13 protein-coding genes are annotated in these 13550 nt (G+C 67.2%); 7 read left to right on the plus strand and 6 right to left on the minus strand.

The window, feature by feature from the left end; genetic code table 11:
* Positions 1-86: 86 nt before the first annotated feature.
* The 6 genes from ACFOES_RS03720 to ACFOES_RS03745 form a co-directional block, all read right to left on the minus strand.
* The gene (locus tag ACFOES_RS03720) at positions 87-1388 is read right to left on the minus strand and encodes an NAD(P)/FAD-dependent oxidoreductase (protein ID WP_377831830.1); all 1302 of its coding nucleotides are present in this window, start codon (positions 1386-1388) and stop codon (positions 87-89) included.
* Complete coding sequence (locus ACFOES_RS03725; RefSeq protein WP_377831831.1) at positions 1385-2743, minus strand: glutamine synthetase family protein; 1359 nt, start codon at positions 2741-2743, stop codon at positions 1385-1387. The genes ACFOES_RS03720 and ACFOES_RS03725 overlap by 4 nt, the downstream gene beginning before the upstream one ends.
* A 109-nt stretch (positions 2744-2852) precedes the next feature.
* Positions 2853-3668: an ABC transporter permease gene (locus tag ACFOES_RS03730; protein WP_377831832.1), complete on the minus strand. Its 816-nt coding sequence runs from the start codon at positions 3666-3668 to the stop codon at positions 2853-2855.
* Positions 3665-4561 (minus strand): ABC transporter permease subunit, encoded by an 897-nt coding sequence (locus ACFOES_RS03735; RefSeq protein ID WP_377831833.1) that lies wholly within the window; start codon positions 4559-4561, stop codon positions 3665-3667. The genes ACFOES_RS03730 and ACFOES_RS03735 overlap by 4 nt, the downstream gene beginning before the upstream one ends.
* Before the next feature lie 10 nt (positions 4562-4571).
* On the minus strand, positions 4572-5741 hold the full coding sequence (locus tag ACFOES_RS03740; RefSeq protein WP_377831834.1) for an ABC transporter ATP-binding protein: 1170 nt from the start codon (positions 5739-5741) through the stop codon (positions 4572-4574).
* Positions 5742-5815: 74 nt separating this feature from the next.
* On the minus strand, positions 5816-6901 hold the full coding sequence (locus ACFOES_RS03745) for an extracellular solute-binding protein (RefSeq protein WP_377831835.1): 1086 nt from the start codon (positions 6899-6901) through the stop codon (positions 5816-5818).
* A gap of 97 nt (positions 6902-6998) precedes the next feature.
* Between ACFOES_RS03745 and ACFOES_RS03750 the strand changes: the two genes are divergently transcribed.
* From ACFOES_RS03750 to hpaD, 7 genes are all read left to right on the plus strand, one after another.
* Entirely contained in the window at positions 6999-7733 is a 735-nt protein-coding gene (locus ACFOES_RS03750) for a GntR family transcriptional regulator (protein WP_377831836.1), read from the plus strand.
* 180 nt (positions 7734-7913) lie between these two features.
* Complete coding sequence (locus tag ACFOES_RS03755) at positions 7914-9311, plus strand: aspartate aminotransferase family protein (RefSeq protein WP_377831837.1); 1398 nt, start codon at positions 7914-7916, stop codon at positions 9309-9311.
* Positions 9312-9599: 288 nt separating this feature from the next.
* Positions 9600-10160: a phosphatase PAP2 family protein gene (locus ACFOES_RS03760; RefSeq protein ID WP_377831838.1), complete on the plus strand. Its 561-nt coding sequence runs from the start codon at positions 9600-9602 to the stop codon at positions 10158-10160.
* A 5-nt stretch (positions 10161-10165) separates the two neighbouring features.
* Positions 10166-10522, plus strand: a complete 357-nt coding sequence (locus ACFOES_RS03765; RefSeq protein WP_377831839.1) for a diacylglycerol kinase family protein — start codon at positions 10166-10168, stop codon at positions 10520-10522.
* An 85-nt stretch (positions 10523-10607) separates the two neighbouring features.
* Positions 10608-10997 (plus strand): 5-carboxymethyl-2-hydroxymuconate Delta-isomerase, encoded by a 390-nt coding sequence (locus ACFOES_RS03770; RefSeq protein ID WP_377831840.1) that lies wholly within the window; start codon positions 10608-10610, stop codon positions 10995-10997.
* A 14-nt stretch (positions 10998-11011) separates the two neighbouring features.
* Entirely contained in the window at positions 11012-12523 is a 1512-nt protein-coding gene (hpaE, locus tag ACFOES_RS03775) for a 5-carboxymethyl-2-hydroxymuconate semialdehyde dehydrogenase (protein WP_377831841.1), read from the plus strand.
* 36 nt (positions 12524-12559) lie between these two features.
* On the plus strand, positions 12560-13540 hold the full coding sequence (gene hpaD / locus ACFOES_RS03780) for a 3,4-dihydroxyphenylacetate 2,3-dioxygenase (protein WP_377831842.1): 981 nt from the start codon (positions 12560-12562) through the stop codon (positions 13538-13540).
* Positions 13541-13550 lie beyond the last annotated feature (10 nt).

Below are 13550 nucleotides of genomic sequence, written 5' to 3' on the forward strand. Positions count from 1 at the left end.
CGGCGTGTCAGCCCGTGCCGCCAAAGGCATGTCGACGATCGGCGGCGCAGCTTGCTGCGCGCGACGGGCAGGCGCTGACCGGCCGCCTAGAACCCCAGCCGGTCGCGCAGGGCGAACCAGGTCATCGCCAGCACCAAGAGCGGCGTGCGCAGGGCCGGGCCGCCGGGGAAGGCGGGCATCGGCAGCCGCGCCATCAGGTCGAATCGTTCCGACTGGCCGGCGATCGCCGCGGCCATCACCTTGCCCGCCAGCGTCGCCAGCGCGACGCCGTGGCCGGAATAGCCCGAGGCCGACAGCACGTTGGGCCGCGGCCGGATGAAACAGGGCATCCGGTTCATGGTGATCGCCAGCGTCCCGCCCCAGGCATAGTCGATCCGGGCGTCGGCGAGCTGGGGATAGACCTGCAGCATCGGCTTGCGCACCGTCCTGACGATGTCGGGGAAGCGGTAGCCATAGCTCTCGCCGCCGCCGAAGAGCAGCCGGCCATCCTCGGACAGGCGCCAGTAATTGACCACGAACTTGGTGTCATGCGCGGCGACGTTCTGCGACAGGATTTCCTGCGCGCGGTCGCCCAGCGGCTCGGTGGCGATGACGAAGTTGTTGATCGGCATCACCCGGGCGGCGACCTTCGGCTCCAGCCCGCCGAGATAGCCGTTGGCGGCGAGGATGACGTGATCGGCCACCACCCGGCCCTCGGCGGTGTGGATCACCGGCCTGGTGCCGTCCTCGATCCGCGTCACTTCGCTCAGCTCGTGCAGTTTCGCCCCCGCTTTCGCCGCCGCCGCGGCAAGGCCGATGGCGAAGTTGAGCGGGTGGACATGGCCGGCGCCATGGTCGAGATCGCCGCCCTGATAGGCCTCGGAACCGATCAGCGCCCGGATGCCGGCGCGGTCGAGCGGCTCGATCTGGTCGTAGCCGTAATCGCGCGCCATCTTCTCGGCATAGGCGTGGGTGTGGCCGACCTCGCGCGCGCGCCAGCAGCCATGGGCGATGCCGGAATGGTATTTGCACGCCATGTCGTGGCTGTCGATCAGCTCGCGCACCAGCGCCTTGGCGTCCTCGCCCATCTGCCACAGCCGGCGGGCATCGTCGAGGCCGACCATCTTTTCCAGCGTGTCCTGCTCGAGCCGCTGGCCCGAGCCGACCTGGCCGCCATTGCGCCCCGAGGCGCCGAAGCCCATGCGATGGGCCTCGAGCAGCACCACGTCATAGCCGCGCTCGGCCAGGTGCAGCGCCGCCGACAGGCCGGTGAAGCCGCCGCCGACGACGCAAACATCCGCCCGAACCTCGCCCGCCAGCGCGGGGAAGGGGGCGAGCGGGGTGGCGGTGGCGGCATAGTAGCTGCCGGGATATTCGCCGCGTCGGTCGTTGCTGTGCAGGAGATTCATACGTTCAACAGCAGATGTTCGCGTTCCCAGGGGCTGATGACCTGAAGGAACTCTTTGTATTCGTTGCGTTTCACCGCCTCGTAGACGGCGCAGAAATCGGGCCCCAGCACCTCGCGCATCGGCGCGCTCTCGGCCATGGTGTCCAGCGCGTCGCCAAGGTTGGTCGGCAGTTCGTCGGCCGACATGTAGGCGTCGCCGACGCATTCCGGCCGCGGCGGCATCTTGCCGTCCTTGAGCCCGAGATAGCCGCAGGCGAGCGAGGCGGCGATGCCGAGATAGGGGTTGCAGTCCATTCCGGCCAGCCGGTTCTCGAGCCGCCGCGCCTCGGGGCCCGAGATCGGCACCCGCAGCCCGGTGGTGCGGTTGTCGCGGCCCCATTCGAGGTTGATCGGCGCGGCGAAGTCGGGGACGTAGCGGCGGTAGCTGTTGACGTAAGGTGCCAGCAGCGCGATCACCGCCGGCAGGTGGTTCTGCATCCCGGCGATGAAATGCATGAAGGCCGGGGTCTCGCCGCCCTCGGCATCCGCGAAGATGTTCTTGCCGGTCACGCTGTCGACCACCGAGTGGTGGATATGCATGGCGCTGCCCGGCTCGCCCTCGATCGGCTTGGCCATGAAGGTGGCGAAGCAGTCATGGCGCATCGCCGCTTCGCGGATCAGCCGCTTGAAATAGAAGATCTCGTCGGCCAGCTTGATCGGATCGCCGTGGTTGAGGTTGATCTCGATCTGGCCGGCGCCGCCCTCCTGCAGGATGCCGTCGATCTCGAAGCCCTGGAGTTCGGCGAAATCGTAGATGTCGTCGATCACCTTGCCGTATTCGTCGACGGCGGACATCGAATAGGCCTGCTTGGCGGCGGCGCGGCGGCCCGAGCGGCCCATCGGCGGGATGATCGGCTGGTTCGGGTCGGTGTTGCGGGCGACGAGGAAGAACTCCATCTCGGGCGCGACGATCGGGGCCCAGCCCTCGGCGGCATAGAGCTCGACCACCCGGCGCAGCACGTTGCGCGGGGCGTAGGGCACCGGGTTGCCGGCCTGGTCCTGGGCGTCGTGGATGATCTGCAGCGTCCAGTCGGCGGTCCAGGGCGCGGCGGTGGCGGTCGAGAAATCGGGCACCAGCACCATGTCGGGCTCGGTGAAATTGCCGACGGGGTTCTCGGCCCATTCGCCGGTGATGGTCTGGAGGTAGATCGAGTTGGGCAGGAAGAACGACGATTGCTTGGCGAATTTCGAGGCCGGCATGGCCTTGCCGCGCGCCACCCCGGCGATGTCGGAGATGATGCATTCGACCTCGTCCAGCCGCCGCCCGGCGACGTAATCGCGGGCGGCTTGCGGCAGTTTCTCGGTCCAGTCTGACATGGTTTGCCTTTCGGGCTTTGCCCCGGTCGGGGGCGGTCTGGTTTCGCGCGGCCCGCCTTGATCGGTGCGGGCCGGCGGGGGCGGGGCAGGGGAACCGCCGCCGCCCGCCTTACTGGGTCGCCGCCGCTTCCTCGCGCAGCCGCCGCGACACCTGGCGCCGCGACATCAGCGAGGCGGTGACCACGGCGACGGTGACGATCGCGATCATGATCGTCGACAGCGCGTTGATCTCGGGATTGACGCCCAGCCGCACGGCGCTGAAGATCTTGATCGGCAGCGTGGTCGAGGACGGGCCGGTGGTGAAGGAGGCGATCACCAGGTCGTCGAGCGACAGGGTGAAGGCCAGCAGCCCGCCCGAGATCACCGCCGGGGCGATGTTCGGCAGGGTGACGAGGAAGAAGGCGCTGAAGGGCGAACAGCCGAGGTCGAGCGCCGCCTCCTCCAGCGAGCGGTCGAAGCTGGTCAGCCGGGCCGAGATCACCACTGCGACATAACACATGCAGAAGGTGGTATGGGCCAGGACGATGGTCAGGATGCCGCGGTCGAGGCCGATGGCGATGAACAGCAGCAGGAGCGACAGGCCGATGATGACGTCGGGCATCACCAGCGGCGCGTAGATCATGCCCGAGAACAGCGTCCGGCCCCGGAAGCGGCCGTAGCGCACCAGCGCCATCGCCGCCATCGTGCCCAGCACGGTGGACAGGATCGCCGTCGAGAAGGCGACCCGCAGCGTCACCCAGGCGGCATCGAGGAAGGCGGTGTCGTGGAACAGCTCGACATACCACTTGGTCGAGAAGCCGGCCCAGACCGTCACCAGCTTGGATTCGTTGAAGCTGTAGATCACCAGGATGACGATCGGCAGGTAGAGGAAGGCGAAGCCGAGCGCCAGCGCGGAGCCGTTGAACCAGCTGAAGCGATGTCTCATTGCTCGGCCTCCCGCTGCGCCTGCTCGTTGCGCTGGAACAGGATGATCGGGATGATCAGGATCGCCAGCAGCACCACCGCCACGGCCGAGGCCGTCGGCCAGTCGCGATTGGCGAAGAACTCGTCCCACAGCACCTTGCCGATCATCAGCGTGCGCGAGCCGCCCAGCAGCGACGGGATGACGAATTCGCCGAGCGCCGGGATGAAGACCAGGAAGCAGCCGGCGATGATGCCGGGCCGTGACAGCGGCAGCGTGATCAGCCAGAAGGCGGACAGGCGCGAGCAGCCCAGGTCCTCGGCCGATTCCAGCAGCGAGACGTCCATCTTCTCGATCGTCGAGTAGATCGGCAGGATCATGAAGGGCAGGTAGGCGTAGATGATGCCGATGAAGACCGCGATATTGGTGTTGAGGATGGTCAGCGGATGGTCGATGACGCCGATCCATTCGAGGAAGTTGTTGAGCAGCCCGTCGCGGCTGAGGATGCCCATCCAGGCGTAGATCCGGATCAGGAAGCTGGTCCAGAACGGCAGGATCACCAGCATCAGCAGCGTCGGCCGCCATTCCTGCGGCGCCCGCGCCATGCCATAGGCGATGGGATAGCCGATCAGCAGCGTGCCCGCCGTCGCCAGCAGGGCGATCCGCAGGCTCGAGACATAGGCGCGCCAGTAGAGATCGTCCTCGGTCAGCAGCTTGAAGCTGTCGAGGGTCAGGCCCTCGAAGAAGTGCTTGATCCCTGCCCAGCCGGCGGTGATGTCGAGCGTCGGGGTATAGGGCGGGATCGCCAGCGCGATCTCGGAAAACGAGATCTTCACCACGATGATGAAGGGGATCAGGAAGAGCGCGATCAGCCACAGGTAGGGAACGGCGATGACGAGGGCGCGGCGGAAGTTCATGGCATCCCCCTCAGCTCGTCAGGAGGACGCCGGCGGTGGCGGTCCAGGACAGCCAGACGGTGTCTTCCCAGGTGAAGCTGCGTCGGGCGACGCGGCGCGAGTTGGCGGTCTGCGCCTTGATCACCGTGCCGTTGGGCAGCTCGACGTGGTAGGTCGAGAGGCTGCCGAGATAGCCGATGTCGAGCACCTTGCCCTGGAAGGCGTTGGCGGCGTCGGCCGGGCGTTCCTCGCTCAGCGTGATCTTCTCGGGCCGGATGGCGAAATAGACCTGGCTGCCGGGGGCGATCTTCTCGGCCGCGGCGCCGTTGGTCCGGCGGGCATGGATCGGCTCGTAGCCCTCGGCCCAGGCGATGTCGTAGGCGGCCTCGTCCTCGCTGGCGTCGGGGCGCGGCGTGGCGCGGCCCTCGAGGATGTTCACCGCGCCGATGAAGTCTGCGACATAGCGGCTGTTCGGGGTCTCGTAGATGCGGTCGGGCGTCGAGGTCTGGACCAGCTGGCCCTCGTTCATCACCCCGATCCGGCTGGCGACGGTCATCGCTTCTTCCTGGTCGTGGGTGACGATGACGAAGGTCGTCCCGGTCTTCTCCTGGATGTCCATCAGCTCGAACTGGGTGTCCTCGCGCAGCTTCTTGTCGAGCGCGCCGAGCGGTTCGTCGAGCAGCAAGAGCTTGGGCGACTTGGCGAGGGAACGGGCGAGGGCGACGCGCTGGCGCTGGCCGCCCGACAGCTGGTGCGGCTTGCGCTTGGCGAAGCGGCCGAGCCGGGTCAGGGTCAGCATCTCCTCGACCCGGGCCGCGATCTCGTCCTTGGGCTTCTTCTCGCGCCGCAGTCCGAAGGCGATGTTGTCCCAGACCGACAGGTGCGGGAACAGCGCGTAGGACTGGAACATCATGTTCACCGAGCGTTTGTTCGGCGGCACCGCGCCGATATCCTTGCCGTCGAGCAGGATCGTGCCCTCGGTCGCGTCCTCGAAGCCGGCCAGCATCCGCATCAGCGTGGTCTTGCCGCAGCCCGAGGGGCCGAGCAGGGCGAAGAACTCTCGCCGGTAGATGTCGAGATTGAGATTGTCGATCGCGGTATAGGTGCCGAACCGCTTGGTCACGCCCTTGAACTGGATCAGCGGCTTTTCGTTCGCGTCTTCCCAGGGGGCAAAGATTTTCTGGCCTGTCGCTTGCGCCATCTTGTCCTCGTTGTGCTCGTAGAGATGCCCGGGTCGTCGCTGGGACGGCCCGGGCGCAGATCGAGCGGGATGGCTCAGGTGCCCGACTTGATCCGGGTCCACAGACGCGTCACGACGCGCTGGACCTTCGGCGGGTAGGCCTTGATGGTGTAGAGGTTCTTCATCGTCGCGGCATCCGGGTAGATCGCCGGATCGTCGAGGACCTCCTTGTCGATGTATTTCTGCGACTCGAGGTTGCCGTTGGCGTAGTAGACGTAGTTCGACGCCAGGGCGATGTTGTGCGGGTCCATCATGAAGTTGATGAATTTCAGCGCGCCCGACGGGTTCGGGGCGTCGGCCGGGATCGCCATCATGTCGAACCACATCACCGCGCCTTCCTTCGGCGCGTGATACTGGATGTGGACGCCGTTATCCGCCTCGTCGGCGCGGTCGCGCGCCTGCAGCACGTCACCCGACCAGCCGACGGCGACGCAGATGTTCCCGTTGGCGAGGTCGTTGATGTATTCCGAGCTGTTGAATTTCTGGACGTAGGGGCGCACCTTCTCGATCACCTCGGCGGCCTTTTCCAGGTCGGCCTTGTCGGTGCTGTTGGGATCGAGCCCGAGATACTTGAGCGCCGCCGGGAACATTTCGGCCGGGGCATCGAGGAAGTCGACGCCGCAGGATTTCAGCTTCTTCATGTTCTCGGGGTTGAAGACGAGGTCGAGCGAGTTGACCGGCGCGTCTTCGCCCAGCGCCGCCTTGACCTTGTCGATGTTCACGCCGATGCCGGTGGTGCCCCACATGTAGTTGACGGCATATTTGTTGCCCGGATCGAACTTGGCCGTCTGGTCGGTGATGTCCTTCCACATGTACTTGGCGTTCGGCAGCTTCGAGTAATCGAGCGGTTGGAACACGCCGGCGGTGATCTGGCGCTCGAGGAACGAGGCCGAGGGCACGACCACGTCATAGCCGGTCGAGCCGGCCAGCAGCTTGGTCTCGAGCACCTCGTTGGAGTCGAAGACGTCGTAGATGACCTTGATGCCGGTTTCCTTCTCGAACTTCGTCAGCAGCGACGTGTCGATGTAGTCCGACCAGTTGTAGACATGAATTTCCTCGGCCGACGCGACGCCGGCCCCCATCAATACGGCCGCGGCCAGCGGCAACCACTTCATCTTCATGTCGGGAACCTCCTGTTGGTTCTGTTGATTGTTGTTGGGAGACTCGCGCTCCCCTTCTTTCAATTTGATCAAATTAGGGGTTAAATACAATGAAAATGTGTTGGGCCAGCCCCGGGCGTCCCTCGGACCCTATGCTCCGGGGCCGCCCGGACGGCGGATCGAGGACGGGAGCGAGCGAAAATTGAGCGATACGACGGCAAAACTGCCTGCGCATGAACTCGTTTACCGCCGGCTGCGCGAAATGATCCTGTTCGGCGAGTTCGCGCCGGGGCAGGGGGTGACGATCCAGGGAATCACCGCCGCGCTGAACAGCGGCATGACCCCGGTGCGCGAGGCGATCCGCCGCCTGACCGCCGAGGGGGCGCTGGAATTCATGGGCAACCGCCGGGTCTGCGTGCCGCTGCTGACGCCCGAGGGGCTTGACGAGCTGAGCTTCGCCCGGCTGTCGATCGAACCGCACCTGGCGCGGCTGGCGACCGGCCATGCGACCGAGGCCGATATCGACTACCTGGCCGGGATCGACGCGCTGGTGAACCTGGCGATCCAGATGGGCGACGTCGGCGCCTACCTGCAGCACAATTACCGCTTCCACGCCGGGCTGTACGAACTGGCCGAAGCGCCGATGCTGATGTCGATCGCCAACATGCTGTGGCTGCGCGGCGGGCCGTCGCTGCGCGTCGTCTGCGGCCGCTACGGCACGCTCAACCTGCCCGACAAACATGCCGAGGCGTTGCAGGCGCTGCGCGACGGCGATGCCGACGGGGTCGGGCAGGCGATCTCGGACGATATCACCCAGGGGCTCGAGCAGATCCGGGTGTCGCTCGCCGGCTGATCGTCGCGGCGACGGCGCAGGAGGGTTCGGGATAATATTTGATCAAATTGATTGACGGCGCCGTCGCCGGTCCTATGCTGGCCCTCGATCCGCCCCGCCCGGGGATGGAAAAAAGACGCGATTCACGGCGGATTCCTCGCCCGACCCGCAACACAACGCACGCCAGGATGGAGGCCAGGGATGGTGTATGTCTCGAATCAAATGCGCACGGAGGAGCTGGCCGCGCTGGATGCGGCGCATCACCTGCACCCGTTCACCAACGGCGACGAGCTCAACGCCAAGGGCGCCCGGGTCATCCTGCGCGCCAAGGGCGTGACGCTGACCGATTCCGAGGGCAACGACATCCTCGACGCCATGGCCGGGCTGTGGTGCGTCAACATCGGCTACGGCCGCGAGGAACTGGCCGAGGTCGCCGCCCGCCAGATCCGCGAACTGCCCTATTACAACACCTTCTTCCAGACCACGCATGTGCCGGCCATCGCGCTGGCGACCAAGCTGGCCGAGCTGGCGCCGGGCGACCTCAACCATGTCTTCTTCGCCATGGGCGGCTCGGACGCCAACGACACCAATATCCGCATGGTGCGGCGCTACTGGGCGGCCAAGGGCAAGCCCGAGAAACAGGTCATCATCTCCCGCAAGAACGCCTATCACGGCTCGACCATGGGCGGCGCCTCGCTTGGCGGCATGGCGGCGATGCACAAGCAGGGCGGGCTGCCGATCCCGAATATCGTCCATATCGGCCAGCCGCACTGGTATGCCGAGGGCGGCGAGATGAGCCCCGAGGAATTCGGCCTGATGCGGGCGCGCGAGCTGGAAGAGAAGATCGCCGAGCTGGGCGAGGGCAAGGTCGCCGCCTTCATCGCCGAGCCGATCCAGGGCGCCGGCGGCGTGGTGATCCCGCCCGAGAGCTACTGGCCCGAGATCCAGCGCATCTGCGACGCCCACGAGATCCTGCTGATCGCCGACGAGGTCATCACCGGTTTCGGCCGCACCGGCAACTGGTTCGGCAGCCAGACGCTCAACATCCGCCCGCATATCATGACCATCGCCAAGGGCCTGTCGTCGGGCTACGCCCCGATCGGCGGCTCGCTGGTCTGCGACGAGGTCGCCGAGGTGCTGAACGGCTCGGGCGAGTTCGCCCATGGCTATACCTATTCGGCCCATCCGGTGGCGGCGGCGATCGCGCTGGAGAACCTGCGCATCCTCGAGGAGGAGAAGATCGTCGAGCATGCCGGCACCGTCGCCGGCCCCTACCTGGCCGAGAAATGGGCGGCGCTGGCCGACCACCCGCTGGCCGGCGAGGCGCGCTCGATCGGGATGATGGCGACGCTGGCGCTGACGCCGGACAAGGCCAGCCGCGCCGCCTTCGCCTCGGACGAGGGCACGATCGGCCTGATCTGCCGCGAGCGCTGCTTCGCCAACAACCTGGTCATGCGCCATGTCGGCGACCGGATGATCATCGCCCCGCCGCTGATCATGCAGCCCTCGGACATCGACGTGATGATCGAGCGCGCGGTCAGGTCGCTCGACGAGACCTATGACAAGGTCAAGGCCGAAGGGCTGTTGAAGGCCAGGTGAGGCCCGGACAGCGCGGGCAGTCCCGCCGGATCGGAGCGGCCCCCGGGCCGCTCTTTTCATTGCCGCCGGGATCACGTTCCCGTGTGCCGGCCGGTCCCCGGGGCGTGAGGACGGCGGATGGCGGATGCGGTCGGCTTTTCAGCCTTGCGCAAGCCGGCGCCGCGGTGGCACCTTGGCCGGAAGGGTCCGGACAAGGCCGCGCCGCGCGCGGGGCCGGGCCAGTTGTCCCGGCCAGAGCGGCGATCCGGCGCGACGGCCCCGTAGAATGGATGCGAATGGATGCGTGTCATGACCAAGCCTTCCCTCTCTGCCCTGGCCACCGCCGTCCTGGTCTCGGCCAGCCTGCTTTCCGCGCCCGCCGCCGAGGCCGGCAGCAAGAAAATGTGGGACAACCTGTCGACCGGGCTGGCGCTTGGCGTCGGCGCGGTGGCCGGGGTCACGACGCTGAAGAAGCAGGACAACACCGGCCTCAAGCAACTGAGCTGGACCCTGGGCTCGACCCTGCTGATTACCGAGGCGCTGAAGGCGACGGTGCATGAAAACCGCCCCGACGGCTCGGGCAATGACGGCTTCCCCTCGGGCCATACCTCGATGGCCTTCGCCGCGGCGACCTATTTCGGCATCCGCTACGGCGACCAGTACCCGCAATACGTGCCCTACGTCTACGGCGCCGCGGCGCTGACCGGCATCGCCCGGGTCGAGGCCAAGAAGCACTATGCCCGCGACGTGCTGGCCGGCGCCCTGCTGGGCTGGGGCATGGGCAAGCTGATCACTACGCCGCAGAATGCCGAGCTGATGGTCGCCCCGACCGCCGGCGGCGCCTCGGTCACCTACACCAAGCATTTCTGAGCTGCATGGACTGGCTGCGCGCCCGGGCATCTTCCTTCGTTTATGCCGCGCGCGGGCTGGTCGTGCTGGCGCGCCAGCCCAACGCGCAGATCCACCTGGCGGCGACCTTCGTGGTGGTCTTCGCCGGCTTGGCGTTGGGGGTCGGCGCCCGGGACTGGATCGTGCTGGTCTTCGCCATCGCCCTGGTCCTGGCCGCCGAGGCGATCAACACCGCGCTGGAGCGGGTGGTCGACCTTGCCAGCCCCGACTGGAGCCCGCTGGCCCGCGATGCCAAGGACGTCGCTGCCGCCGGTGTGCTGATCTGCGCCATCGGCGCGGCCGTCATCGGCTGCGTGGTGTTCTGGCCCTATCTCTTCGGCTGACGTTGCCCGGCGCCGGACGCGGCTGGCGAGGGTTGACAGCGCCTCCCGTATTTAACAAGTTAAGGTAATTCCGAGGGGAGGCGGGATGCCGCATCTGAGCATAGACTATTCGCCCGGGCTCGAAGCGCGGGCCGATATCGCCGCTTTGTGCCGCGAGCTGCATGGCGCGATGGTGGCGGCGGGGATTTTCCCGCGCGCCGGCATCCGCGTCCGCGCCCATCGCGCCGACCATGCCATCACCGCCGACGGTCTGGCCGAGAACGATTACGCCGCGCTGACCCTCTCGGTCGGGGCGGGGCGGACGAAGGAGGCGCTGGCGGCCGCCGGCGACCGGATCTTCGCCGCCGCGCAGGCGGCGCTGGCCGGGCCGCTCTCGAGCCCGCATTTCGCCCTGTCGCTCGAGATCCGGATCATCGACCCGGATCTGAGCTGGAAGGACACGCCGATCCACGCCCGGCTGTCCGGCAGGACCTGAGAAAAGGACCGTAAATGACCGTTCTGGAAGACAATATCGCCCGCGCGCAAGGCTACCTCGCGCGCTTCCGCGAGACCGGCGTGCTGAACCATATCGCCGGCGTATCGGTCCCGGCGGCCTCGGGCGCAACCTTCGACAGCCTGTCGCCGGTCGACCTGACGGTGCTGGCGCCGGTGGCGCGCGGCGGGGCCGAGGATGTCGACCGGGCGGTCGCGGCGGCGCAGGCGGCGTTCAGGGGTTGGTCGCAGACCCCGGGGGCCGAGCGGCGGCGGATCCTGATCAAGGTGGCGGAAGCGATCGAGGCGCGGGCCGAGGAGATCGCCTTCACCGAATGCCTCGATACCGGCCAGGCGCTGCGCTTCATGTCCAAGGCGGCAATCCGGGGTGCGGCCAATTTCCGCTATTTCGCCGACCAGGCGCCGGGGGCCGAGGACGGCGCGGTGACGCGGACGCCGACCCAGATGAACACAACCTCGCGCCGGCCCATCGGCCCGGTCGGCGTCATCACGCCGTGGAACACGCCTTTCATGCTGTCGACCTGGAAGATCGCCCCGGCGCTGGCGGCGGGCTGCACCGTGGTCCACAAGCCGGCCGAGTTCTCGCCGCTGACCGCCAAGCTCTTGGTCGAGATCGCCGAGGCGGCCGGGCTGCCGCCGGGGGTGCTCAACGTCGTCAACGGGGTCGGCGAGGAGGCCGGCAAGGCGCTGACCGAGCATCCCGGCATCCGGGCCATCGCCTTCGTCGGCGAGAGCCGGACCGGCAGCCGGATCATGGCCCAGGGGGCGGCGACGCTGAAGCGGGTGCATTTCGAACTCGGCGGCAAGAACCCGGTCATCGTCTTCGACGACGCCGATCTCGACCGCGCCGTCGATGCCGCCGCCTTCATGATCTACTCGCTCAACGGCGAACGCTGCACCTCGTCCTCGCGCCTGCTGGTGCAGGAGACGATCTACGACGCCTTCACCGCCCGCGTCGCCGAGGTGGCGGGGCGGATCAAGGTTGGCCATCCGCTCGACCCCGAGACGGTGGTCGGGCCGCTGATCCACCCCGAGCACGAGGCCAAGGTGCTGTCCTATTTCGACACCGCCCGGAAAGAGGGCGCCACCATCGCCGCCGGCGGGGAGAAGCTGGGCGCGGAAGGCTGCTACGTCGCGCCGACGCTGTTCACGCAGGCCCGCAACGACATGGCCATCGCGCAGGAGGAGATCTTCGGCCCGGTCCTGACCGCGATCCCTTTCGCCGACGAGGCCGAGGCGCTGGCGCTGGCCAATGGCACGGACTACGGGCTGGCCGCCTATCTCTGGACCGACGACCTCAACCGGGCGATCCGGATGACGGACGCGCTGGAAGCGGGCATGATGTGGGTGAATTCCGAGAATATCCGCCACCTGCCGACCCCCTTCGGCGGCGTCAAGGCCAGCGGCATCGGCCGCGACGGCGGCGACTGGTCGTTCGATTTCTACATGGAAACCGTCAATGTCTGTTTCCCGCGCCAGCCGCACCGGATCCCGAAACTGGGCGGCTGAGCCCGCGCCGGACCGAACACCCGAGGGAGTGAGACCATGCCGATACCGCCCGCCAACCTCTATCCGCCCTTCAACATCGTCCGGCTGAGCCATGTCGTCTTCGGCGTCACCGACCTGGCGGCGTCGAAGGCGTTCTATGTCGACCTGCTCGGGCTGCAGGTCACCGACGAGGACGACGACCACGTCTACCTGCGGGCGATGGAGGAGCGCGGCCACCATTGCGTCGTGCTGCGCCGCTCGGCCGAGGCCAATGTCCGCTCGCTCGCCTTCAAGGTCTATGACGAGGGCGAGCTCGACAAGGCGCATGACTGGTTCAGGGCCAAGGGCCATGACGTGGGCTGGGTCGAGCGTCCGTATCAGGGCCGGACGCTGCGAACCCATGACTGTTTCGGCATGCCGATCGAGCTCTATTTCCAGATGGAACGCCTGCCGCCGATCCACCAGAAATACGCGCTCTACAAGGGCGTCAAGCCGCTGCGCATCGACCATTTCAACGTCTTCGCCTCGGATGTCGATCAGGCGGTGGCGTTCTACAACGAGATCGGCTTCCGGGTCACCGAATATACCGAGGACGAGGAGACCGGGCGGCTCTGGGCGGCCTGGACCCACCGCAAGGGCGGGGTGCATGACATCGCTTTCACCAACGGCAGCGGGCCGCGGCTGCACCACACCGCCTTCTGGGTGCCGACGCCGCTCAACATCATCGACCTGCTCGACCTGATGGCGACCACCGGCTACCTGGCGAATATCGAGCGCGGGCCGGGGCGGCACGGCATTTCCAACGCCTTCTTCCTCTATATCCGTGACCCGGACGGCCATCGGATCGAGATCTACTGCTCCGATTACCAGACCGTCGATCCCGATCTCGAGCCGATCAGGTGGGACCTGAAGGACCCGCAGCGTCAGACCCTGTGGGGCGCCCCGGCGCCGCGGTCGTGGTTCGAGGAGGGCTCGCTGTTCCAGGGCATCGACCCGGTCGCGGCGACGCTGAAGGCGACGCCCATCGTCGCGCCGTGAGGGGGAAGGA

This window comes from Acidimangrovimonas pyrenivorans (genome assembly GCF_042643245.1).
Taxonomy (GTDB): Bacteria; Pseudomonadota; Alphaproteobacteria; order Rhodobacterales; family Rhodobacteraceae; genus Acidimangrovimonas; species Acidimangrovimonas pyrenivorans.